Annotated in this window: 25 protein-coding genes; 18 read left to right on the forward strand and 7 right to left on the reverse strand. The window is 66.5% G+C overall.

Features of this window, described 5'->3' with window-relative positions; all coding sequences use genetic code 11:
* The first annotated feature begins 15 nt into the window (after nucleotides 1-15).
* The 3 genes from DFR29_RS22185 to DFR29_RS22195 are packed head-to-tail and all read left to right on the forward strand — an operon-like array spanning nucleotide 16 to nucleotide 1,296.
* Nucleotides 16-339, forward strand: a complete 324-nt coding sequence (locus DFR29_RS22185; RefSeq protein ID WP_133820829.1) for a YbaB/EbfC family nucleoid-associated protein — start codon at nucleotides 16-18, stop codon at nucleotides 337-339.
* A 1-nt stretch (nucleotide 340) separates the two neighbouring features.
* The gene (recR, locus tag DFR29_RS22190) at nucleotides 341-940 is read left to right on the forward strand and encodes a recombination mediator RecR (protein ID WP_133820830.1); all 600 of its coding nucleotides are present in this window, start codon (nucleotides 341-343) and stop codon (nucleotides 938-940) included.
* A gap of 11 nt (nucleotides 941-951) precedes the next feature.
* Entirely contained in the window at nucleotides 952-1,296 is a 345-nt protein-coding gene (locus tag DFR29_RS22195) for a histidine triad nucleotide-binding protein (protein WP_133820831.1), read from the forward strand.
* Between the two features lie 60 nt (nucleotides 1,297-1,356).
* On the opposite strand, the gene DFR29_RS22200 is transcribed toward DFR29_RS22195, so the two are convergent.
* The 4 genes from DFR29_RS22200 to DFR29_RS22215 all read right to left on the reverse strand — a co-directional run bounded on the left by DFR29_RS22200 (nucleotide 1,357) and on the right by DFR29_RS22215 (nucleotide 5,904).
* Nucleotides 1,357-1,911: a Slp family lipoprotein gene (locus DFR29_RS22200; protein WP_133820832.1), complete on the reverse strand. Its 555-nt coding sequence runs from the start codon at nucleotides 1,909-1,911 to the stop codon at nucleotides 1,357-1,359.
* Nucleotides 1,912-1,994: 83 nt separating this feature from the next.
* On the reverse strand, nucleotides 1,995-3,959 hold the full coding sequence (locus DFR29_RS22205) for a transglutaminase TgpA family protein (RefSeq protein ID WP_133820833.1): 1,965 nt from the start codon (nucleotides 3,957-3,959) through the stop codon (nucleotides 1,995-1,997).
* Nucleotides 3,959-4,930: a DUF58 domain-containing protein gene (locus DFR29_RS22210; RefSeq protein WP_243746145.1), complete on the reverse strand. Its 972-nt coding sequence runs from the start codon at nucleotides 4,928-4,930 to the stop codon at nucleotides 3,959-3,961. Before DFR29_RS22210 ends, DFR29_RS22205 begins: the two co-directional genes overlap by 1 nt.
* Before the next feature lie 14 nt (nucleotides 4,931-4,944).
* Nucleotides 4,945-5,904 (reverse strand): AAA family ATPase, encoded by a 960-nt coding sequence (locus DFR29_RS22215; RefSeq protein ID WP_133820834.1) that lies wholly within the window; start codon nucleotides 5,902-5,904, stop codon nucleotides 4,945-4,947.
* Nucleotides 5,905-6,036: 132 nt separating this feature from the next.
* Between DFR29_RS22215 and DFR29_RS22220 the strand changes: the two genes are divergently transcribed.
* A complete protein-coding gene (locus tag DFR29_RS22220) occupies nucleotides 6,037-7,518 on the forward strand; it encodes a glycosyltransferase family 39 protein (RefSeq protein ID WP_166654272.1) in 1,482 nt (493 codons plus the stop codon).
* A gap of 81 nt (nucleotides 7,519-7,599) precedes the next feature.
* Here DFR29_RS22220 and DFR29_RS22225 read toward each other — a convergent pair whose 3' ends face one another.
* The gene (locus DFR29_RS22225) at nucleotides 7,600-8,214 is read right to left on the reverse strand and encodes a Maf family protein (RefSeq protein ID WP_279571533.1); all 615 of its coding nucleotides are present in this window, start codon (nucleotides 8,212-8,214) and stop codon (nucleotides 7,600-7,602) included.
* Complete coding sequence (locus DFR29_RS22230; protein ID WP_133820836.1) at nucleotides 8,211-8,636, reverse strand: hypothetical protein; 426 nt, start codon at nucleotides 8,634-8,636, stop codon at nucleotides 8,211-8,213. The genes DFR29_RS22225 and DFR29_RS22230 overlap by 4 nt, the downstream gene beginning before the upstream one ends.
* A 117-nt stretch (nucleotides 8,637-8,753) precedes the next feature.
* Between DFR29_RS22230 and DFR29_RS22235 the strand changes: the two genes are divergently transcribed.
* The 14 genes from DFR29_RS22235 (at nucleotide 8,754) to panE (ending at nucleotide 20,553) form a co-directional block, all read left to right on the forward strand.
* Nucleotides 8,754-9,266: a YceD family protein gene (locus DFR29_RS22235; RefSeq protein ID WP_133820837.1), complete on the forward strand. Its 513-nt coding sequence runs from the start codon at nucleotides 8,754-8,756 to the stop codon at nucleotides 9,264-9,266.
* 107 nt (nucleotides 9,267-9,373) lie between these two features.
* Complete coding sequence (gene rpmF, locus DFR29_RS22240) at nucleotides 9,374-9,568, forward strand: 50S ribosomal protein L32 (RefSeq protein WP_133820838.1); 195 nt, start codon at nucleotides 9,374-9,376, stop codon at nucleotides 9,566-9,568.
* A 110-nt stretch (nucleotides 9,569-9,678) separates the two neighbouring features.
* Nucleotides 9,679-10,668, forward strand: coding sequence for a beta-ketoacyl-ACP synthase III (locus DFR29_RS22245; protein ID WP_133820946.1), 990 nt, complete (start codon nucleotides 9,679-9,681; stop codon nucleotides 10,666-10,668).
* Between the two features lie 71 nt (nucleotides 10,669-10,739).
* Nucleotides 10,740-11,687: an ACP S-malonyltransferase gene (fabD, locus tag DFR29_RS22250; RefSeq protein ID WP_133820839.1), complete on the forward strand. Its 948-nt coding sequence runs from the start codon at nucleotides 10,740-10,742 to the stop codon at nucleotides 11,685-11,687.
* Between the two features lie 19 nt (nucleotides 11,688-11,706).
* Nucleotides 11,707-12,450 carry a 3-oxoacyl-ACP reductase FabG gene (gene fabG / locus DFR29_RS22255; protein ID WP_133820840.1) on the forward strand — a complete coding sequence of 248 codons (744 nt, stop codon included), beginning with the start codon at nucleotides 11,707-11,709 and terminating at the stop codon, nucleotides 12,448-12,450.
* A gap of 207 nt (nucleotides 12,451-12,657) precedes the next feature.
* Nucleotides 12,658-12,897 carry an acyl carrier protein gene (gene acpP / locus DFR29_RS22260; protein WP_133820841.1) on the forward strand — a complete coding sequence of 80 codons (240 nt, stop codon included), beginning with the start codon at nucleotides 12,658-12,660 and terminating at the stop codon, nucleotides 12,895-12,897.
* Between the two features lie 196 nt (nucleotides 12,898-13,093).
* Complete coding sequence (gene fabF, locus DFR29_RS22265) at nucleotides 13,094-14,332, forward strand: beta-ketoacyl-ACP synthase II (protein ID WP_133820842.1); 1,239 nt, start codon at nucleotides 13,094-13,096, stop codon at nucleotides 14,330-14,332.
* A gap of 25 nt (nucleotides 14,333-14,357) precedes the next feature.
* A complete protein-coding gene (locus DFR29_RS22270; protein ID WP_133820843.1) occupies nucleotides 14,358-15,785 on the forward strand; it encodes an aminodeoxychorismate synthase component I in 1,428 nt (475 codons plus the stop codon).
* Nucleotides 15,782-16,612, forward strand: coding sequence for an aminodeoxychorismate lyase (pabC, locus tag DFR29_RS22275; protein ID WP_341829864.1), 831 nt, complete (start codon nucleotides 15,782-15,784; stop codon nucleotides 16,610-16,612). Before DFR29_RS22270 ends, pabC begins: the two co-directional genes overlap by 4 nt.
* Before the next feature lie 52 nt (nucleotides 16,613-16,664).
* Entirely contained in the window at nucleotides 16,665-17,672 is a 1,008-nt protein-coding gene (mltG, locus tag DFR29_RS22280; protein WP_133820948.1) for an endolytic transglycosylase MltG, read from the forward strand.
* Nucleotides 17,669-18,304, forward strand: a complete 636-nt coding sequence (gene tmk, locus DFR29_RS22285; RefSeq protein ID WP_133820844.1) for a dTMP kinase — start codon at nucleotides 17,669-17,671, stop codon at nucleotides 18,302-18,304. Before mltG ends, tmk begins: the two co-directional genes overlap by 4 nt.
* Complete coding sequence (gene holB / locus DFR29_RS22290; protein WP_133820845.1) at nucleotides 18,301-19,269, forward strand: DNA polymerase III subunit delta'; 969 nt, start codon at nucleotides 18,301-18,303, stop codon at nucleotides 19,267-19,269. The genes tmk and holB overlap by 4 nt, the downstream gene beginning before the upstream one ends.
* Nucleotides 19,270-19,285: 16 nt before the next feature.
* Nucleotides 19,286-19,636: a PilZ domain-containing protein gene (locus DFR29_RS22295; RefSeq protein WP_133820846.1), complete on the forward strand. Its 351-nt coding sequence runs from the start codon at nucleotides 19,286-19,288 to the stop codon at nucleotides 19,634-19,636.
* Nucleotides 19,636-20,553, forward strand: coding sequence for a 2-dehydropantoate 2-reductase (gene panE, locus DFR29_RS22300; protein WP_133820847.1), 918 nt, complete (start codon nucleotides 19,636-19,638; stop codon nucleotides 20,551-20,553). The genes DFR29_RS22295 and panE overlap by 1 nt, the downstream gene beginning before the upstream one ends.
* A gap of 125 nt (nucleotides 20,554-20,678) precedes the next feature.
* Here the strand turns inward: panE and DFR29_RS22305 are convergent, their stop codons facing one another.
* The gene (locus DFR29_RS22305) at nucleotides 20,679-22,727 is read right to left on the reverse strand and encodes a 3-hydroxyacyl-CoA dehydrogenase NAD-binding domain-containing protein (RefSeq protein ID WP_133820848.1); all 2,049 of its coding nucleotides are present in this window, start codon (nucleotides 22,725-22,727) and stop codon (nucleotides 20,679-20,681) included.
* Between the last annotated feature and the right edge of the window lie 102 nt (nucleotides 22,728-22,829).

Raw genomic sequence — 22,829 nt, forward strand, 5'->3', positions numbered from 1 at the left:
CCAGTGGAGTAGAGCGTGCGCGGTCCAATCGCAAACATGATGCAACAAGCGCAAAAGATGCAGGAAAACCTGAAGAAGGCGCAGGACGAGATCGCCCAGCTGGAAGTCACCGGCAGTGCCGGGGGCGGCCTGGTCAGCGTGCGCATGAACGGCCGCCACGAAGTGCGCGGTGTCAGCATCGATCGCAAGCTGATGGCTGACGATCCGGAAATGGCCGAAGACCTGGTCGCCGCAGCCTTCAACGACGCGGCCAACAAGCTGGCCAGCGAAACCCAGGCGCGCATGGCGGGCGTGACCAGCGGCATGAATCTGCCGCCGGGTTTCTCGCTGCCGTTCTGATATGAGCGGTTCGGTTCTGCTGGCCGAGTTGATCGATGCCCTGCGCTGTCTGCCTGGCGTCGGTGCCAAGAGCGCCCAGCGCATGGCTTTCCATGTGCTGGAGCGCGATCGTCCGGGGGCGCTGCGCCTGGCCGACCGCCTTGCGGCGGCAGTGGAGCGCATCGGCAATTGCCGGCGTTGCCGCAGTTTCAGCGAAAATGAATTGTGCAGTTTTTGCGCCAACCCGCTGCGCGACAAGAGCGTGCTGTGCGTCGTGGAAAGCCCGGTCGACCAGAGTGCGGTGGAAACCGCGACAGGTTTCCGCGGACTGTATTTCGTGTTGCTGGGACGCCTGAGCCCGCTCGATGGCATGGGGCCGCGAGAGCTGGGGCTGGATCTGCTGGCCGAGCGCCTGCGCGGCGGCGAAGTGGCCGAGCTGATCGTCGCGACCAATCCCACGGTCGAGGGTGAGGCTACGGCACATCTGCTTTCCCAGCTCGCGCGCGATGCCGGCGTACGCGCCACCCGGCTGGCGCATGGCGTGCCGCTGGGCGGCGAACTGGAATTCATCGACCGCGGCACGTTGGCGCATGCCTTCGGTAGCCGCCAGACACTGACCTGAGGGAACGGCTAATGAGCGATACGATCTTCAGCAAGATCATCCGGCGCGAAATCCCGGCCGATATCGTCTACGAAGACGAGCACTTGATCGCCTTCAAGGACATCAGCCCGCAGGCGCCAGTACACGTGCTGTTCGTACCCAAGACGCCGATCGCCACCCTGAACGAGCTGACCGCCGATCACGCCGCCTTGCTCGGCCAGCTGTTTCTTGCCGCAGCGGCCTATGCCAAGCGCGAGGGTTTCGCCGACGACGGCTACCGCTGCGTAATCAACTGCAACAGCCACGGCGGTCAGACCGTGTTCCAGCTGCACCTGCACCTGCTGGCCGGCGCACCGCTGCGCGGCGGCTTTGCCTGAACCCGACGCGCGGCGACGGTCAGGCCAAGCCTGCCTGCCGTCGCTGCGCCTCTGTTGTGTTCAGCGCCTGTGTCCGCTACCACCATGATGGTGGTGAATGAAGATCGGCGGGCGATTCCAGAACGGATCCCAGCCCCACCCCCAGCCGTAACCGTAGCCATAGCCGCATAACCACGGGTCAGCGCCCGGTGCGTAGGCCAGCGGCTCGCGCCAGAGGTAGATCACGTCGGCATCGACGCGCGGGTAGCGGTAGTCGTACTCGCCTACCTTGCGCAGTTCGCTGCCGTTGATCGTGCCGGTGACGGTGATTTCTCGGCCACGTTCGAACACGGCCGGATCGTAGAAACCGTTGCGGCAGGCGAGGAAGCGGCCGGCGCTCTCGTCGCGTCGCAATGGCCGTGCCCGGCTGTCCAGTGGACGGGCCAGCACTTCGAAACAGGAACGTTCGGCGGTGTTGTCGACGCGGATGATCTCGCCACCCCAGCGCACGCGCTGGGAAGACGGTGTGTCGCCGGCGGGAACTGACGCGGAGTAGTCGCCTTGCAGCGGTTTGGGCGCCGTAGCGCAACCCGTCGCAAGCACTACGGGAACGAGAAGGGAAAGAAGTAGTCGCATGGCAGACTCCTGGTGACGCGCAAGACTGCGACGATGTAGCTGGGGCCGGCGTTGCAGGCTACCAGACCCCGGCCCCGTCCGATTCAGCTGTGGTTGCCCGCGGGTTTGAAGCGACGCACTGCGCGGGAAAATTCGCGACTGCCGGCCGCATCCGGTTCGGGCAGGGCGTAGCGCAGACGTACATAGTCGGCAAACAAGCCCTCCAATTCGGCCGCCGCCTGCGGCAAATGCTGGCAGACACGCCGCAGATAGCTGATCGGTCCTTCCTGTGCGGCGCGCGCCACACCGGCGGCGGCGAGGCGCCGGCACAAGTGGTGGTAAGCCTGGTCCAGCGTGTCCGACTGCTGTCGCTCGCGTCGCAGCGCCCAGTACAAGCCCAGCAGCATGAGGATGCTGCTGGCAATGCCGAAGGCCAGTGCAAGCTGGTTCCAGTTGGCGCGTTCGACGCCGAAATTGCGCAGCAGGCCCTGCTGGCGCAGGGTATCGAATTGCACAATGACCTCGTTCCACATTTGGTTGGCGAGATCCCAGCGATTGCGCAGGTCGAGCAGCCATTGGGCGCGGTACCAGCGCGTTTCGCCGCTGTTGGCAGCACGGCTGCCCAGGGCGACGCGCTCGGGCCGTACCGCGGCAGTGGGATCTATGCGTTGCCAGCGTCCGTCGAGCCAGACCTCGTTCCAGGCATGCGCATCGGACTGGCGAATCAGCAGGTAACTACCGTCCGCGTTCCAGTAACCACCCTGATAGCCGACGACGACGCGCGCCGGCACGCCAGCTGCGCGCATCAGGTTGGCGAAGGATGAGGAAAAATGCTCGCAGTAGCCGGCGCGGGTTTCGAACAGAAAATCGTCCATGCCGTCGCGTCCCAGTACCGGGGGCGTCAGCGTATAGCTGAACTCGTCGTGGTACAGCTTCAAGGCCGCCTGGACGATGCGCTGTGCATCGCCGCCATACTGCTGCCGCCACTGTGCGCCCAGTTCCTGCAGGCGCGGGTTGAAGCCATAGGGCATGTTCAGGGCGGCCTGGCGCCGCATCGGGGTCAACCCCTCCAGACGGTATTCCAGCACCGAGCTGAGGCTGAAGCGCTGCACGGCACTGAGTGGCCGGAAACCGACCAGGGTGAGGTCGGCATTGCGCGCAAAGCGTTCCGGTGCGCGCGTAGGCACGTCGAGCGGGAACAGCCAGCGCTGCTGCGTGGGCTCCAGCGTGAGTTCGTACTCGATCGGCGCGGACAGCAATTTCAGATCGCCGTCTTCCAGCCGTGCCGAGGCCGATTCGGTGCGTGTCCAGGTGAGGCCGTCGAATCGATTCAGTACCAGTCCGCGCCAGTAGCGCTGCGCGGGCAGCGGTGGTTGGCCGCTGGCGAACTGCACGCGGAAGGCAGGGCTGTCGTCGACCATCAGCTCGGCGAACTGGCCTGGCGCCATGGTGTCGCTGACGCCGGTGCGCGCCTCTTCGTTGCTGGGTGCGCCCCACAGCGGCTGCGCCAGGCGTGGCATGAACACGAACACCACCAGGGTCAGCGGTATCGCAGCGGTGAGGCCGAGCACGGTGGAGCGCGTGCTGTGCCACAGGTCGGGACCGCCGCCCACGGCATCGGTCGGACGAGGCTCCAGCGCGCGCATGCAGACAAACAGTGGCACTACCGCCAGTGCTACGTGGGCGGCATTGATCAGGTTGCGCTCGAACAGCAGCGCCGCCATCAGTACGAAGCCGGCAAACGTCAGTGCAGCGCGCGCGTCACGCACCTTTTCGCTTTCGCTGAGCTTGAGTATCAGCATGCCGATGGCCAGCACGCTGCCCGGTTCCAGCCCCAGCAGGGTGCCGTACTGGGCGATGACGGCGACCGGAAGGCCCAGGGTCAGCGGAAGGCGTATCCAGACCGGCGTCGCACCCCATTGCGGCCGGTAGCGCCGCTGCAGCCAGCGCGCGCCGACGATGGCCAGGCCGGCCGCATCCATCCACAGGGGCAGGTGGCCGAAATGCGTGGTCAATACCAGCAGCACGGCCAGGTTGAGCAGGTTGAACTGGTGCAGGTTCAGGCGCATCAGAGCAGCGCCAGTTCGCGCAGGCAGCGATAGGCGTGGGCACTGCCCAGGTCCGGGCCAATCTGTACCTGTGGAAGATGCAGCGAATAGCGCAGGCGGCTTTCCTCGGCCATCAGCACCCAGCGGGTAAGGCGCGAGACGCGGGTTTCCAGGTCCAGCGCGCCCAGGCCGTCGAAATCCAATACCAGTTCGTGCCCCAGCGGCATTTCCGGTTCGCGTACCAGCAGGCGATCGTGGCGTGCGCTGGCCTTCCAGGCGATCAGACGCAGAGGGTCGTTGACGCGGTATTCGCGCAGTGCGCCGAATTCCTCGCCCTGGGCCTGGGGCCGGCCGCTGTCGCTCGCGCGTGTACGCAACGGCAGCGGCGGCGCCTGTGCTTCGGCGCGGGCGAATACCAGCAGCTGGGTCTGCGGGTTGAGCCAGCTCCAGCAGCGGAACAGGCCATACGGCCAACTGGTCCAGACGCGAATGCGCGGCAATGCCAGATAGCCGCGCCGGGTGGTCGCTACCTCGATGCGTGCCTTGAGTGCTTCGTCGCTGCGGCCGCGCAGCAGGGTCGCTGCCGGCCTGGCCTCGATGCGCAGCGACTCGCGCCAGCGCGACGCGGCGTCGAAGGTCAGCTCCACTTGCATCGGTTCGCCCGCATGCACCGGCACGGCGCGCACGCTGCGCAAGGCCAGTCCGTCGAGATTGCGGAAGCCGACCAGCATGCTGAGCACCGCAATGGCAGCGATCAGGCTGGTCAGCAGCAGGGCCGGATTGTTGTTGTAGTTCAGTGCGCCCAGTGCCATTACCAGCAGCATGCCGCCGAAGACCAGGCCGAACAGCGTCGGCAGCACGTAGATGCGGCGCCGGTTCAGCACGATGGGCAGGCTTTCGCCGCGGCGCAGGCGCGTCAGCGCGGGCAGGCGCCGCTCGGCCTGTTCCATCAGGCGCAGCCAGATACGTTGAAAACGTCCTGGGCTTTTCAATGACGCGGCGGCGTTCAACGCACCGCCACTTCGTTCAGCAGGGCCTTGGCCAGTAGCACGCGGTCGCGGGTACCGGCACCGGACAGGGTCAGGCGGTGCGCCGCCACGGGCACGAACACAGCCTGCACGTCTTCGGGCAGGCAATAGTTGCGCCCGGCGATCAGCGCGTGCGAGCGCGCGGCCATCAGCAGGGCCAGCCCGGCGCGTGGCGACAGGCCGATGCGGATCTCCGCGTGCGCGCGCGTCAGCGCGATCAGTCCCTGTACGTAGTCGATCAAGGCGGCACTGGCCACGACGGCCGCCGCCTGCTCGCGCAGCAACTGGATGTCGGCGGCGTTCATGCACGGCACCAGCTTGGCAATAATCTGCTGCCGGTTGGCCGAGGTCAGCAGCTCGCGTTCCGCTTCGCGGCTGGGATAGTCCAGACTGATACGCAGCAGGAAGCGGTCGAGCTGCGAGTCGGGCAGGGGATAGGTGCCGGCCAGGTCGAGCGGGTTCTGTGTCGCGACGACGAAGAACGGTGCCGGCAGTGCATGGCTGCGCCCGTCCACGGTGACCTGCTGTTCGGCCATGGCTTCGAGCAAAGCGCTCTGCGTCTTGGGTGTGGCGCGGTTGATTTCGTCGGCCAGCACGAGTTGCGCGAACAGCGGGCCTGGATGGAATTCGAAGCGGTTTTGATCGCGTTCGAAGATGCTGACACCGATAATGTCCGAGGGCAGCAAGTCGCTGGTGAACTGGACACGCTGGAAGCTCAGGTCCAGCGTTGCGGCAAGTGCGTGCGCGAGCGTGGTCTTGCCCACGCCGGGCAGGTCCTCGATCAGCAGGTGGCCGGCGGCGAGCAGGCTGACGAAGGCCAAGTTGACCTGGGCCGCCTTGCCCAGCACCACGCTGTTTACCTGCGCTACGGCGCGGTCGAGATTGGTGCGCAGTTCGGCCGGCAACGCAGCAGGTGTGGCAGACGTGGTCGAAGTCATCAGTGATCGCTCATTCAAGGGGTGCGCAATGCGCCAGGCAAAGGATCGGTAGTGCAGCGTGAAACGAGTGTAGCCAGCGATGGCGTGTCGACGCGATACACGGCCATCGCATTCTGGGCAATTGGGTTGCTTGTGCTGGCGATCAAGATCGTCATTGCCGACAGCCTGGCGCTTTTTGGCGACGAAGCGTTTTACTGGCAGGAAAGCCGCAATCTGGCCTGGTCGTATACCGACGTACCACCGGCGACAGCGTGGCTGATCTGTCTGGGCGAAACGCTGTTCGGTCATTCCCTGCTCGGCACGCGCAGCCTGTTCCTGCTGCTGGGTACGGCGACGGTGCTGCTGGTACTGCGGCTGGGCTGGCGTCTGTATGGTGCGCGAGTAGGCCTGCTCGCGGCGCTGGGCTGGCAATTGCTGCCGCTGGGCGGAACGCTGGGTGTCATGGCCATGCCCGATGTACCGCTGAGTTTCGGTGCGGTACTCATGTTGTACGGGCTTGCCGGCAGCCTGCAGCGCTGGCCCCGCGCCTGGCTCTGGCTGGGCCTGGGGCTGATGCTGGTCTGGCTGTCGCACTATCGAGCCGCCTTGTTGCTGCCTGGCGGGCTGGCGGTGTTGCTGGCCAGCGCCGAGGGCCGGCGTCTGTGGCGTAGGCCGGGACTGTGGCTGGCGCTGGCGCTGGGCGTGCTGGGCTTGCTGCCGTTGCTGCTGTTCAATCGTTCGCACGAGTGGAGCGGCCTGAGTTTCCAGCTGGTCGAGCGCCATCCCTGGCAATTCCAGGCCAGCGGCCTGTTGCAGCCGCTGGAGCAGATGTTCATCGTCACGCCGCTGTTATACGGCCTGTTGCTATGGGCGTTGTTGCGCGGTTGGCGCGAGCGCCGCGACAGCGTCATCGTCGCGCTGCTTGCCGGGGCCGGTCTGAGTGTGGTGCTGCTGTATTTCCTGTTTGGCCTGTTCGGCGATGGCCTGCGCTTTCGCTGGCACTGGCCGCTGCAGGCGTACGTGCCGGCTTTGCTGTTGCTGGCGCTGTATCGCACGCGCGCGCAAGTCGGTAGTGGCTGGTTGCTGGCGGGCTATGCTCTCGCTGGCATCGGGCTTGCTATGGCGCTGGGCTACATGGCCCTGGCGGCAACGCCGCAGGCAACAGCCCTGCTCGCGCGGCAAAAGATATTTCCCTACAACTTCGTTGGCTGGGACGAAGTCGCCGCGCGCACGCGCGAGCTGCTGGCGCAGCAGCCGGCGGGTACGCCGCTGGTGGCGGACAATTTCCTGCTCGGCGCCGAGCTGGATTTCCATCTCGATGCGCGCCAGGTTGTCTACTCGCTGGATCACCCGCGCAATATCAAGCACGGCCGCGCACCGCAGCTGGCCTTGTGGCGGCGCGACGAGCGTGGCCTGCGCGCGGCACTGGCCGGGCGCCGCGTGCTGCTGGTGGTAGAAGAAACCACTGGCAGCGAACGCGAACGCATCGTCTGGCAGCAAACCCTGTGCACGCGGCTCAGGCAGTTGCAGCGCGTGGATCGGCTCAGCCTGTTCGATGGGCGCAAGGTGTTCAGCTGGTATCTCGGCGAGGTTCCGGCGCTGGGCGAAAGCGTCGAGTGCGCAGTGCCGCCGTGATGGCCGGAGCCAGGCTGCAACGATAAATCGACGCAAAGTAAACAAGCGCGGCCGGTGCGGCGGCTCGTCGCACTGCCGCACTCAAAGGACTGCGATACCCGCTTCGCGCAACAGCCGGCACAGAGCGATCAAGGGCAGGCCGACGAGGGCGCTGGGGTCGTCGCTGCGGATATGCTCGAACAGACTGATGCCCAGGCCTTCCGATTTGAACGCGCCGGCACAGTCCAGCGGTTGCTCGCGCTCGACGTAGCGTTCGATTTCCGGCCGCGTCAGCGGGCGGAACTGCACATCGGTAATGTCCAGTGCATGCCGGGCAATGAACGGCTCGCGGCGCGCATCGATCAGGCAAAGGCCGGTATAGAAACGCACGGCATTGGCGCTGCTGGCCTGCAGCTGCCGGATGGCACGCGCCGCCGTGCCGGGTTTGCCCAGGATGGCAGCGCCCAGGCCGGCGACCTGGTCCGAGCCGATGACCAGCGCCCCCGGATGCATTTTTGCCACGGCCTGCGCTTTCGCCTGGGCCAGGCGCCGGGCCAGGGCGGCCGGCGCTTCGCCCGGCTGCGGCGTTTCGTCGACGTCTGGCGTGGCCTGGCGGAAATGCGGGGCAATGCGCCGCAGCAGTTCGGCGCGGTAGCGTGAGGTCGAGCCCAGCACCAGTTCGACCTGGTCCAGCGCGAGCAGCGGCATGTCGGTCATCGCCGCTGTGCCTCGCGCAAGGCCTTGGTGATGTCCTCCAGTCCGCGCAACTGCTGGTCCATGGCGCGGCGCGACTGGTCCAGCGCCTCGACAGCCTTGTCCAGCTCCTGTTGGCCGGCTTCGATGGCGTGCTGCTGTATCCATAGACGGTGCTGCAGCAGGTCGCGCAGTGCGGCCTGGACCTTGTAATCTGCGGCCAGGGCTTCGTCGGCGTCGCCGGTCATTTCCTCGGGCAGGTCGACCAGCATGGCGCGCAGGGTCTGCATGCGTTCGCGGCAGTCCAGAAGCTGGCGCTCCAGCGCATCGGCGCTATCGAGCAGACGGCGCAGCGACTGGTCGCGACGGCGCCAGCGGCGTTCGCGCAGCAGGGCAAAAGTCAGTCCCACCACTACCAGGGCGATCAGCACAATCAAGTAGTTCATCGGCGCCGAGTCTGCCGCAAGCCTCGCCGGGCGACAATGCGCGGGAAACGCCTAAGTCGCGGAGCGGGCAGGGTTTCGGTTGACTTGGGCGCGCCTGCTCACTACTATCGCGCGCCCATGTCTGCGCCTTTCCCCGAGATAGTGGACGCTTGGCGCATGGTCTCTGCGCGGCGTTCGTTCAATGGAAACCTGTCGGTTGCCAAGTTGCCGCGTTTAGCGGACGCGCTGGCGAAACCGGACGGGGTGATCTCCTACGATATCGAGTTCGGCAGGGATGACCTGGGCATCGCCTTCCTGGCGATACGCGCGCAGACTCAGGTCAGCCTGATCTGTCAGCGCAGTCTGGATACGTTTTTGTTGCCCGTGACGATCGACACCCGGCTGGGTCTGATCGTCCGGGAAGAGGAAGAAGCAGGCCTGTCGCCCGGTTACGAGCCCTTGCTGCTCGAATCCGCCGAGTTAAGGCCCGCCGATGTGATCGAGGACGAGCTGCTGCTGGCTTTGCCCTTGATTCCGGTCAAACCGGGCCCGGAAGAGTCGCCGCTGGACTGGTCGACTGATCCGGACCAGGCTGAGGAACCGGAGCGGCCGAATCCCTTCGCCGCCCTGGGCAGCCTGAAAAAAGGATAGGCAGCAGCGGCGGCGCCACGCAGCAACGGCGCAGGGCGGTGCAAGCCGCGAAGATCATCGATTTGTAACATCGCGCAAGCGAACACTAGTGTTTCTGGAGAGTTCCCATGGCAGTGCAGAAGTCCCGCAAAACCCCGTCGACCCGCGGCATGCGTCGTTCCCACGATGCGCTGACGGCCAAGCAGCTGTCGACCGATCCGACCACGGGCGAAGTGCACGTGCGTCACCACATCACCAAGGACGGCTACTACCGCGGCCGTCAGGTGATCCCGAGCAAGACCCGGGTCCAGTCCGAAGATTGATCCTCGCGGCCGCCAGCCGGCCACGATGACAAGTCACCGAATTCCGGCGCGCAGGCGCCGGAATTCGTTTGCAGGCGGCGCCGGCGGACCAGTCCCGCAGCTGCCGCGTGATGCAGGGGGACGCCGCTCTGATTCATTCACGTATCGCAGGCACTGGCAGCTATCTGCCGGAAAAAGTCCTGACCAATGCGGACCTGGAAAAAATCGTCGATACCAGCGACGAGTGGATCCACAGCCGCACCGGCATCCGCCAGCGCCATGTCGCTGCGGAAGGCCAGACCACCTCCGATCTCGCCGAGCACGCCGCCCGCGCAGCGCTGGACGCCGCCGGTGTCGATATCCGTGAGATCGAGCTCATCGTAGTCGGCACGACGACACCCGACCTTATCTTTCCGTCTACCGCCTGCCTGCTGCAGCACCGCCTCGGCGCCAACGGCTGCGCCGCGTTCGACGTGAACGCCGCCTGCTCGGGCTTCATCTATGCGCTCAGCGTGGCCGACAAGTTCATCCGCTCCGGCGCGGTGAAGAAAGCGCTGGTGGTCGGTGCGGAAACGCTGACGCGCATGCTGGACTGGAACGACCGCGCCACCTGCGTGCTGTTCGGCGACGGTGCCGGCGCAGTGGTGCTCACGGCCGACAGCGAGCCCGGCGTGATCAGCACGCATCTGCATGCCGACGGCGCCTACAAGGAATTGCTGTGGAATCCGGTCGGCGTGTCGGCCGGTTTCAAGCCGGAAGAACACAACGCCGGCGTGCGCGTGCTGATGATCGGCAACGAAGTGTTCAAGGTCGCCGTGAAAACGCTGGACGCGGTTGTCGAGGAAACCCTGGCCGCGAACGGCCTGACCAAGTCCGCCATCGACTGGCTGATTCCGCACCAGGCCAACCTGCGCATCATCCAGGCCACGGCCAAGCGTCTGGAAATGCCGATGGACCGGGTCATTGTGACGGTCGACAAGCACGGCAATACCTCGTCCGGCTCGGTGCCGCTGGCGCTGGATCACGCCGTGCGTTCCGGTCGCGTGCAGCGCGGCCAGCTGCTGCTGATGGAAGCCTTCGGCGGCGGCTTCACCTGGGGCTCGGCGCTGGTGCGCTACTGACACGGGCGCGCTGTCTTCGCGGCGCGCCGTCTTTCTTTCCGCTCCTTATCCTGCGACGTCATTTCTGCGCTATGACTCAACACTCGCTCGCCTTTGTTTTCCCGGGCCAGGGCTCCCAGGCGGTCGGCATGCTGGCCGAGCTGGCTGCTGCCGAACCCCTGGTGCGGCAAACCTTCGACGAGGCTTCGGCCGGTGCGGGCACGGACCTGTGGACCCTGTCGCAGGATGGCCCCGAAGCCGATCTCAACCGCACCGAAAACACCCAGCCAGCCTTGCTGGCGGCATCGATCGCGGTATGGCGCGTCTGGCAGGCCCGTGGTGGTGCGCTGCCGGCGCTGCTGGCCGGCCATAGCCTGGGCGAATACTCGGCCCTGGTCGCTGCCGGCGCGCTGTCGCTGCACGATGCGGCCGGCCTCGTCGCTGAGCGCGGCCGCCTGATGCAGGCGGCGGTGCCGCCTGGCGTCGGTGCCATGGCGGCGATTCTTGGCGGCGACGATGCGCAGATCGCCCAGGCTTGCGCCGAAGTGGCCGGCGACGAGGTCGTCGCGCCGGCCAACTACAACTCGCCCGGCCAGTTGGTCATCGCCGGCCATGCTGCAGCGGTCGACCGCGCGCTAGCGCGTCTGGCCGAGCTGGGCATCAAGAAAACCGTCAAGCTCGCCGTCAGCGTGCCGTCGCATACCGCACTGATGACTGAGGCTGCGCAGCGCCTGGCCGAGCGCATGGACACGATTGCCTGGTCGCTGCCGCGCATTGCGGTGATCCAGAATGCCGACGCACGCACGTTCGATGCTATCGCCGACATTCGCGCCGCGCTGCAGCGCCAGCTGTATCAGCCCGTGCGCTGGACCGAATGCGTACAGGCGCTGGTCGCCGGCGGCGCCCAACGCGCCTGCGAATGCGGCCCGGGCAAGGTGCTGGCCGGGCTGATCAAGCGTATCGACAAGAGCCTGCAAACCACCGCGATAGGCACGCCGGCCGAATTGGAGCAGGCCCTGGCCGCCGGCCACGCTGCATAAGATAAAAGGGAAAACTGCCATGAGTGGAAATCTGCAAGGCGAAATCGCCCTGGTCACCGGGGCCAGCCGCGGCATCGGCGCGGCCATTGCCCGGCGCCTGGCCGCCGACGGCGCGACCGTGATCGGCACCGCCACCAGCGAAGCCGGTGCCGCAGCGATCGGTGCGACCCTGGCCGAGGCCGGTGGCCATGGCCGCATGCTCAACGTCACGGACAGCGCCGCGGTAGATGCGCTGGTCGGCGCGGTGGCGAAGGAGTTCGGCCCCGTCTCCATCCTGGTCAACAATGCCGGCATCACCCGCGACCAGCTGCTGATGCGCATGAAAGAGGATGACTGGCAGGCCATCCTCGATACCAATCTCAGCTCGGTCTACCGCACTTCCAAGGCGGTGATGCGCGGCATGATGAAGGCGCAGAAGGGCCGCATCATCAGCATTGCCTCGGTGATCGGTCTTACCGGCAATCCGGGCCAGGCCAACTATGCCGCGGCGAAGGCCGGCATCATCGCGTTCTCCAAGTCGCTGGCGCGCGAGATCGGTTCGCGCGGCATCACCGTCAACGTAGTGGCGCCGGGTTTCATCGAAACCGACATGACCGCGCAGCTGCCGCCGGAGCAGCGGCAGGCCCTGCTCGGTCAGATCGCGCTTGGCCGCATGGGCCAGCCCGACGACATCGCCCAGGCGGTTGCCTTCCTTGCTTCTCCGGCCGCCGCATGGATCACCGGCGAAACCCTGCACGTCAACGGCGGCATGTACATGCCTTGAGAATCAGCAGTTTGGCCGCAGAGCTGCAGTCAAACGCCCGTATCTGGTTGGTGCGTCCCGATTCCTCTACAATCGCCGGGCTTTGTATCGTCAGGTCGTTGATCTGAGCGGATGTGGTCGGTCGGACTCGGTTTGCAGGCGCAACGGTGCGGTCGTCAGGCAGTAGGTTTTCGGTTTTGAACTATTCCCTTCGGGAGAAAATGCACAATGAGCAGCATCGAAGAACGCGTCAAGAAGATCGTCGTCGAACAACTCGGCGTAAAGGAAGACGAAGTCACCCAGAACGCTTCCTTCGTGGACGATCTCGGCGCCGACTCGCTGGATACGGTGGAGTTGGTGATGGCGCTCGAAGAGGAATTCGAGTGCGAAATCCCCGACGAGGAAGCCGAGAAGATCACCACCGTGCAGCAGGCGGTCGACTACATCAAGGCTCACGTCAAGGCCTGAGCCTGAGCCCAAAACTGCACTCGAGCTGCGCCGCATGGCGCAGTTCGCGTTTTCGGAGCGCGGCATGCTGCCGTGCGCCGCAGTGCAGACCAACCTTGAGCCACCGCCCGCCCGTGCAGGCGCTGCCGGACGCACGTCAGCGCCCGCGGCGCGCAAGAGGGCGCCAGCGCCGGTACTTCAGTCTGGAAGCATTCGCATGAGCAAGCGTCGCGTCGTCATCACCGGCATGGGCATTCTGAGCCCGGTCGGCAACGATCTCACCACGGCCTGGAACAACATCGTCGGCGGTGTCAGCGGAATCGGTCCCATCACCCACTTCGACGCCAGCGCGTTTTCCACGCGCATCGCTGGCGAAGTGCGCGATTTCGATCCCGCCCGCTGGATCGCGTCCAAGGACGTGAAGAAGATGGATGCCTTCATCCACTACGGCATCGCTGCCTCGCTGGACGCGCTGAAGGATTCCGGCCTGGAAGTGACCGATGCGAATGCCGAACGCATCGGCGTCAGCGTCGGTGCCGGCATCGGCGGTATCGCGACCATAGAGCGTACCAGCCAGGCCCTGGCCGAAGGCGGCCCGCGCAAGATTTCCCCGTTCTTCGTGCCCTCTACCATCATCAACATGATCTCGGGTCATGTCTCGATCATGACCGGCGTGAAAGGCCCGAACATTTCGGTCGTCACCGCCTGCACCACGGCCGCGCACAATATCGGCGTGGCCGCGCGCATGATCGCCTACGGCGATGCCGACGTGATGATTGCCGGCGGTGCCGAATATTCCACCACTGGAACCGCCATCGGCGGTTTCTGCTCGGCGCGCGCGCTGTCCACGCGCAACGACGATCCGACCCGCGCCAGCCGTCCCTGGGACAAGGACCGCGACGGCTTCGTGCTGTCCGACGGCGCCGGCGTGCTGATCCTCGAAGACTACGAACATGCCAAGGCGCGCGGCGCGCGCATCTATGCCGAGCTGGCCGGCTTCGGCATGAGCGGCGATGCGTATCACATGACCTCGCCCAGCGAGAACGGCGAAGGTGCGGCGCGCTGCATGGTGAATGCGCTGAAGGATGCCGGCCTCAACGTCGGCGACGTGGACTACATCAATGCCCACGGTACTTCGACGCCGGCGGGTGACCTGGCCGAGACCCAGGCCATGAAGTCCGTGCTCGGCGATCAAGCCCGCAAGGTAATGGTGTCCTCCACCAAGTCGATGACCGGGCACCTGCTCGGTGCGGCCGGCGGCATCGAGGCGATCTTCTCGGTGCTGGCGCTGCGCGACAATGTCGTGCCGCCGACCATCAATCTCGACCAGCCCAGCGAAGGCTGCGACCTGGACTTCGTGCCGCATACGGCGCGCCAGGCTCCGCTCGACGTGGTGCTGTCCAATTCGTTCGGTTTCGGCGGTACCAACGGCACGCTGGTGTTCCGCCGCGTCTGATCCGCGACAGAACCCGAGTCCGTTCATGGACGCTTGCGACAAGCCGGTAGCGCCGGCTGCGGCGGCAACGCAATCCGAAGCCGCTGTTGCGCAGACACTGGTTGTGCGCGAACTGGCCGCGTGCCACGACCTGCTGGCCCTGGCCGCGCTGGATGGACAACGCTATCCCTGCCTGCTGCAAAGCGCTGCCGCCGGCGGCACGCGTGCGACCTGGGATCTGATGCTGGCTTTTCCCCAGGGCTGGCTGCAATTGCAGGCCGACGGGCGCGTGCGCGACGAACGCGGCCGCGACCACGGCGAAGATTTCCTCGCCCTGCTCGACGCGCACTGGCGCCAGGCCTCGGTGGCGCGCGATCCCCTCCTGGCCGAACTGCCGTTCCGCGGCGGCTGGGCCTTGTATCTGAGTTATGAGCTGGCAGCGCAGGTAGAGCCGGTACTGGCCTTGCCGCCGGCGCCGCAGCAGCGGCTGCCGCTGGCCACGGCGCTGCGCTGTCCGGTCGGCGTGCTGGTCGACAAGGCGAAACAGCGCACCGTACTCGTCGCCGAGGCTGGATATGCCCACCTGCTCGACCAGGTCGAAGCCGATCTGGCTGCGGCCGCGGTGCCGACGGCGCACTTGTTGCCTTTACAACAGGTGGAAGAAGATCCGCCGCAGCGGTTTCTCGACGGCGTCGCGCGCATCCACGACTACCTGCGTGCCGGCGATATCTTCCAGGTCAACCTTTCGCGGGAATGGCGTGCGCAACTGGTCGCCGATACAGCGCCGGCGCAGCTGTACGCGAATCTGCGCCAGGCCAATCCGTCGCCATTCGCTGGCCTGTTCCAGGGCGAGGGCTGGGCTGTGATTTCCTCGTCGCCGGAGCGGCTGGTACAGGTCGACGGCGACATCGTGCAGACCCGGCCCATTGCCGGTACCCGGCCGCGCTTTGCCGGCGACGACGATGTCGAGCGCATCCGCGAGCTGGTCGGCCACCCCAAGGAACGTGCCGAGCACGTGATGCTGATCGACCTGGAGCGCAACGACCTTGGCCGCGTCGCCGTGCCGGGCAGCGTCACGGTGGATGAGCTGATGAGCGTGGAAACCTATGCTCACGTCCACCATATTGTTTCCAACGTGCGTGCGCGCCGGCGCGCTGGGGTGAGTCCGGGCGAAACGATACGCGCGGTGTTTCCCGGCGGCACCATTACCGGCTGCCCCAAGGTGCGCTGCATGCAGATCATCGCCGAGCTCGAAGCGGTTGGCCGCGGCGCCTATACCGGTGCGTTCGGCTATCTCAACCGCGATGGCGATCTCGACCTGAATATCCTGATCCGCACCATCAGCCAGCAGGGACGCGAGCTGCGCTGGCGCGCCGGCGCTGGTATCGTGGTCGATTCCGTCGCTGCGCGCGAGCTGGAGGAAACCCGTGCCAAGGCGCGCGGCCTGCTGCGTGCGCTGGGGCTGGATGCGTGAGCGACGGCATGCGCATCCGCGTCAACGGCGAAGCCTGTGCGCAGCTGCCGGCGCAGGATCGCGGCCTGCTTTATGGCGACGGCCTGTTTGAAACCGTGCTTTTCCGGCAGGGCAATGCGCCGCTGTGGCCGCGGCATGCCGAGCGTCTGCTGCAGGGACTGGCGCGGCTGCGCATAGCAGCGCCGGATATGGATGCGTTGCTGGCCGAAGCGGGCGGCTTGTGCAGCGATCTGGATCGCGCGGTCGTGCGCATCAGCATCACGCGCGGCAGCGGCGAGCGCGGCTATGCGCTGCCGTTGCAGCCGGTGCCTACGCGTATTCTGATGGCCGCCGCCGCCCCGCCACCTCCGCGCGATTGGTACGTTCAGGGAATCCGGGTACGCTGCTGCAGTTTGCAACTCGCTGCGCAGCCGGTGCTGGCCGGCATGAAACATCTGAACCGCCTGGAGCAGGTGCTGGCGCGCGCCGAATGGACCGATGCGGCCATCGTCGAAGGTCTGCTCGGTGACCGGGAAGGCCATGTGGTCAGCGCCACCGCGGCCAATCTGTTCGCCTGTGTCGACGGGCAATTGCTGACGCCGGCGCTGGACCGCTGCGGTGTCGCCGGCGTGGCTAGGGCCGAAGTGCTGGCGCGCCGCGATGCAGCAGTACGCAATATCACCTGGGAAGAATTGATGCGGGCCGAAGAAATCTTTCTCACCTCCAGCGTGCGCGGCATCGTGCCGGTGCGTGCCGTCGATGCGCGCGAATTTGCCGTCGGCGCGATGACGCACAGCCTGCAGCGCGAATGGCAGGCGCTGGGTCTGCAGGAGAGCGCCGGTGGCTAAGGCCAAGGCCAAGCCGCGCAAGCCGGCCAGGCCGCGCAAGCCCGGCCGCAGCCTGTGGACGCCCGTGTTCTGGCTGATCCTGCTGGCCGGCTGCGTCGCCGGCGGGTTCGCCTGGCGGGACTGGAACCGTTTTGGCGAAGCGCCGCTGCACGGCGGTACCGCAGCGGTGCTGGACATTCCGCAGGGCTCGTCGTTCGCGGCCATCCTGCGCCAGATCCGCAGTGCCGGTCTGAGCGATGAGTCCGATCTGTACTGGCGCGCACTGGCCCAGCGCATGGGCGTGGCCAACCGGCTGCAGGCCGGCGAATACGCCGTGCCCGCCGGCAGCAGTCCGCGCGAGCTGCTGCAGCGCCTGGCCGACGGCGATGTGATCAAGCATCGTTTTACCATCGTGGAAGGGTGGACTTTTCGCCAGTTGCGTAGCGAGCTGGCGAACGCGGCGGATATCCGCCAGAGCGTGACCACGCTCAGCGATGCCGAGATCATGCGCAAGCTCGGTGCCGCTGCCGATCACGCCGAAGGCCAGTTCCTGCCCGAAACCTATACCTGGACCCGCGGCGACAGCGACCTGGACATTCTCGCCCGGGCCTACAAGGCGATGCGCCGTGCATTGGACGAAGTCTGGGCCCAGCGCAGCGCGGAGCTGCCGCTGGATACGCCGTACCAGGCGCTGATTCTTGCCTCCATCGTCGAGCGCGAGACCGGCAAGGCCGAAGAGCGCCCGGCCATCGCCGGCGTGTTCGCGCGGCGGCTGAAGCTGGGCATGAAGCTGCAGACCGACCCGAGCGTGATCTACGGTCTTGGCGCGAGCTATGACGGCAATCTGCGCCGGCGCGACCTGGATACCGATACGCCGTACAACAGCTATACCCGCACCGGCTTGCCGCCGACACCGATCGCCTTGCCCGGCCTGGCGGCACTCAAGGCTGCCGTGCGCCCGGCGCCTGGCGATGCGCTGTATTTCGTCGCCCGCGGCGACGGCTCGCACGAATTCAGCGCCAACCTGGAGGCGCACAATCGCGCCGTGGCGCGCTACCAATTGCGGCGCGGCTCGCCATGAGCGGCCGCCTGATCACGCTGGAAGGCGGCGAGGGCGCCGGCAAAAGCACGGTGCTGGCGCATGTGCAGCAGCAGCTGGCCGCTGCCGGGGTGGTGCCGCTGCTGACGCGCGAGCCGGGCGGGACAAGCGCCGGAGAGGCGATCCGCCAGCTATTGCTGGACCCGGCCTATCGCGGCCTTTGTGCCGAAAGCGAACTGCTGCTGATGTTCGCCGCGCGGGCGCAGCTGGTGCGCGAAGTCATCCGTCCGGCCCTGGGCGCCGGGCGCTGGGTGCTCAGCGACCGCTTTACCGATGCCAGTTTCGCCTACCAGGGCGGCGGTCGCGGCCAGCCCATCGAGCGCATCGCCGATCTGGAACACTGGGCTGCTGACGACTTGCGTCCCGACCTCACCCTGTTGCTGGATCTGCCGGTAGCCCAGGGCCTGGCCCGGGCCGGTGCGCGGGGCGCGGCTGACCGGATCGAGCAGGAACAGGCGGATTTCTTCGAACGCGTGCGCACTGCCTATCGCGCACGCGCCGCCGCGCAGCCGCAACGCTTCCGCCTGATCGACGCCAGCCAGCCGCTGTCGGCCGTGCTGCAGCAGGTCGCCGCGGCGATCGACGCTTTTCTGCAGCGGAGCCTGCCCGCATGACGACGACAGACTGGAATAGTTCACTCTGGAACAATGTTTTTGAGCGTCGCCGCCGTGGCGCTATGCCCCACGCGCTGCTGTTGTCCGGGCCCGCCGGCCTGGGCAAGCGCGCGTTTGCCGCTGACCTGGCCGCGCTGCTGCTGTGCGAACGCAGTGGCGAGCGTGCTTGCGGCAGCTGTCGCAGTTGCCTGCTGGTGGCGGCGGGCAGCCATCCGGACCGGGTCGAGATAAAGCTGGAGCTGCGCGACGACGGCAAGACCTTGCGCACGGAAATCGTGGTCGAGCAGATTCGCGTGCTGTCGCAGCGGCTGTCCATGACGGCGCAGTTCGGCGGCCATCAGGTCGCCATCGTCGATCCGGCCGACCTGATGAACGTGGCCGCTGCCAATGCGTTGCTCAAGACCCTGGAAGAACCGGGCGCCGGCACGGTGATGGTGCTGATCGGCGACCAGGCCGCGCGGCTGCCGGCGACGATACGCTCGCGCTGCCAGCGCCTGGATTTTCTCTTGCCGAACCTGGCCGAGGCGATTGCCTGGCTCAAGCGCCAGGGCGTCGACAGCGCAGCGCAGGCACTGGATGCGGCGGCCGGCAATCCGGGCCTGGCGCTGGAACTGGCCAAAAGTGGTGGCCTGGCCCTGCGCACCGAAGTCGCCAGCGACCTCGCCGCGCTGTGGAGCCGCAAGGCTGCGCCGGCGGATGTGGCCAACCGCTGGGCCAAAAGCGAAGGCGAGCGGCGTACCTGGTTTGCCGCGCAACTGGCCCAGGCTGAGGCGGCAGCGCAGGCGCGACAGGCCCCCGGACCGCTTGCCTTGACCGGCATCAACGATTTCAACAAGCTAGCGCAATGGTTCCGCGAAGCGGGCCGGGTGCGCGAGCAGTTGCGGACGCCAGTGCGTAGCGAACTGCTGTTACTGGAATTGCTGCTGGCCTGGCGCGCTCTCGCGCCGGCCGCGAGGAGGGCGTGATATGGCAACCCCGGCAATGGGCGGTATGCCGCGACAGGGCATTCTGTCGCTGGCGATCAAGGACAGGGGCGCGCTCTACAACGCCTACATGCCCTTCGTGAAGAATGGCGGACTGTTCGTTCCGACGGCCAAGCGCTATTCGCTTGGCGACGAGGTGTTCATCCTGTTGACCCTGATGGAAGAGAAGGATCGCCTGCCTGTCGCCGGCAAGGTGGTCTGGATCACCCCGGCGGGCGCGCAGGGCAATCGCACGGCCGGCATCGGCGTGCAGTTCAACGAATCGGCCGACGGCGAAACCGCCCGCACCAAGATCGAATCGATCCTGGCCGGCATTCTCGGGTCGGACCGGCCGACCCACACCATGTGATGCGCGTCCTCGTCCTCGGTGCCGGCGCGACCGGCGCGTATTTCGGTGCACGCCTGATCCAGGCCGGCAGCGAGGTGCATTTCCTGGTACGGACGGCCCGCGCCGAAGCGCTGCGTCGCGACGGCCTGCGCATCAATAGTCCACAAGGTAATTTCTCCGCTTCGGTCAACCTGCTCACGCAGGTGCCCGCGCAGCTGCCATTTGATCTGGTGCTGCTGGCCTGCAAGGCCTACGACCTCGATGCCGCGCTGGCGGCGATAGCGCCAGCTGTCGGCGAAACCACGCGAGTGCTGCCGCTGCTCAACGGCTTGCGCCATCTGGGCGCGCTCGATCTGGCTTTCGGCGCGCAGCGGGTCTGGGGTGGGCTCTGCCATATTTCAGTGGCCTTGCAGAACGACGGCAGCGTGCTGCACCTGGGCCAGCTGCACCGGCTTACCTTCGGTGCACGCAGCGCCGATGCGCGTCTGGACGAACTGGCGCCGGCGCTGCAGGCCATGCCGGCCGAGGTGCGCCGCAGCGACTCCGTGCTTACTGCAATGTGGGAAAAGTTCGCTTTTCTTGCCAGCCTGGCCGGCATGACCAGCCAGATGCGCGCGGCGGTCGGCGAGATCGTTGCAACCCCCGATGGCGTCGAGCTGATGCGGCGGTGCTATGCCGAGGCCTGTGCCATCGCCGCTGCGGAAGGCCATGCGATCGCGACGCCGGCCTGCGAAGAGGCGAAAACCATCCTTACCGCCGCCGGCTCGCCGCTGAAGGCATCCATGCTGCGTGATCTGCAGCGCGGCGCAGTGACGGAGTGCGAACACATTCTCGGCGACCTGATCCAGCGCGCTGCGGCACACGGCGTCGATGCGCCGCTGCTGCGCGCGGCGACCACGCATCTGCGGGTGTACGAGCGCAGCCGCCTGGCCGGCTGACACGGGCACGGCGCAATCGCACATGCAAGTCCGATTGCCTGGCTCTCCAGTCGGCCGAAGCGGTGTAGCGAAAAACTGCCCGGATCGGCTTGCGCGCGATCCAGGGGCTTTCCTGGCGCAGCAGATCAGGCTGGATTGAGGTCGGCCCGGTCCCAGCCGTCCTTGGGTGCGAAGCGCTTGCCGTAGCGTCCGGCCAGGGTTTCCAGCTGGCTTTTCACCGCGGCTGCGCCTTCGCTGCGGATATGCGCAATCGGGCCGCCGCGGAACGGCGCGAAGCCCGTGCCGAAGATCACGCCGGCGTCGAGCAGGTCGGCATTCTCGACCACGCCCTCGGCCAGGCAGGCGACCGATTCGTTGAGCATGGGCAGGATCATGCGATCGATCATGTCGGCCGGTGCTTCGTAGTTAGGATCGACTTCGGGCTTGACCGGCTTGCCGTCCTGCCAGACGTAGAAGCCCTGGCCGTCCTTCTTGCCGCGCTTGCCCGACTCCAGCAGCGATTCCATGCCCTTGGGAATATCCAGGCCGAGGAACTCGGCGAGGATCTTGCCGACCGAGGCACAGACGTCCAGGCCTACCGTATCAGCCAGCTCGATCGGGCCCATCGGCATGCCGAATTTCTTCGCCGCCTTGTCCAGTACCGGACCGGGCACGCCTTCGCTGTACAAGGTCATCGCCTCGAGCAGGTAGGGCATGAGGATGCGGTTGACCAGGAAGCCTGGCGAACTCTTCACCGGCACAGGCAGCTTGTCGATGGCCTTGCAGAAAGCCAGCGCTCGTTTGACCGCGGCAGGATCGAGGCCGTCGTGGGTGACCACTTCGACCAGCGGCATCATCGCGACCGGATTGAAAAAGTGCAGACCGAGAAAAAGGTGCGGGCGCTGCAGCCCGGGTTTGAGCGCATCCAGCGGAATGCTGGAGGTATTGGTCGCGAGCAGCTCGCCTTCGTGGAACTGCGCCTCGACCTGGGCGTACAGGGCTTGCTTGGCTTCGAGGTTTTCGTAGATCGCCTCGATCACGAGATCGGCCTTGGCCACGCCGGCACCTTCGACGTCGGCGCGCAGGCGTTCCAGCGCCGGGTTGATGCGTTCCGGCGTCTTCAGGCGCTTGCCGAACAGGTCGCGGGCACGGTCCAGGGCAGGCTGGACGAATTTCATCTCGCGGTCCTGCAGGGTGACCTGGAAGCCGCGCAGGGCGCACCAGGCCGCGATGTCGCCGCCCATCACGCCGGCGCCGACCACATGTACGTGTTCGATCTCGTGAGCCGTGCCGCTGCCCAGACCCTTGAGCTGTTCCTGAAGGAAGAACACGCGGATCAGGTTGCGCGCGGTCGAGCTTTGCGCCAGCTTGGCCACGGCACGGGCTTCATTGTTGAGGCGCTGGCTGATGCCGCCGCCGCGGCGCCAGGTTTCGATCAGCGCGAACGGTGCGGGATAGTGCGCCGGGCTGGCCTTGGCCGCCGTCTGCTTGCGCACCAGAGGCGCGAGGATCTGCCGCGCCGGCCAGGTATTCGTGGCCCAGGCCAGGGCGCGTTGCTTGAGCGGGCGCTGGCCGGGGTGAAGAATCATTTCGCGGGCTTTCTCCACCAGCAATTCGGGCGAAGCCAGCGCGTCGACCAGGCCCAGTGCGCGGGCATTTTCGGCCGAGGCGTTGCGGCCGCTGAGCATGAGTTCCAGCGCTGCCGGCGCACCGATCAGATACGGCAGGCGGGCGCTGCCGCCCCAGCCCGGGAAGATGCCGAGCTTGACTTCGGGCAGGCCTATGCGCGTGGACGGATCGCGGCTGGCGACGCGGTAGCGGCAGGCCAGGGCGAGTTCGGTGCCACCGCCCATGCAATGGCCATGGATGGCGGCAACCGTACGGCAGGGCAGGCGGGCGAAGCGCTCGAATACGCGCTGGCCGTTCTGGATCGACTCGAGCACCGAGCCGGTTTTCTCGTACTGTTCGAATTCCTTGATGTCGGCGCCCGCAATGAAGCCGGCACTCTTGGCCGAACGCACGATGACGCCCTTCGGCGGCTCGATGGACAGGCGCTCGATGATCTCGCCGAGTTCGTCCAGCACGGCACGGGAAAATGTATTGACGCTGGACCCGGCTCGGTCAAAGCTCAGCACGACAATGCCGTCGTTGCCGCGTTCGGTCTTCCAGTGGGAAAAGCGGAGTCCTTCAAACATGGCGGCCGGCTTGGAGTAGGGGCGGGCTATGATCAGTGGTGCCTGCGCCTCTGGTCAATCCGCGGTGGTAGGGATATGGTCGGCCGCCAGCGGTCTGTAACG

The sequence above is a fragment of the Tahibacter aquaticus genome, from assembly GCF_004363655.1.
In the GTDB taxonomy this organism is placed as follows: Bacteria; Pseudomonadota; Gammaproteobacteria; order Xanthomonadales; family Rhodanobacteraceae; genus Tahibacter; species Tahibacter aquaticus.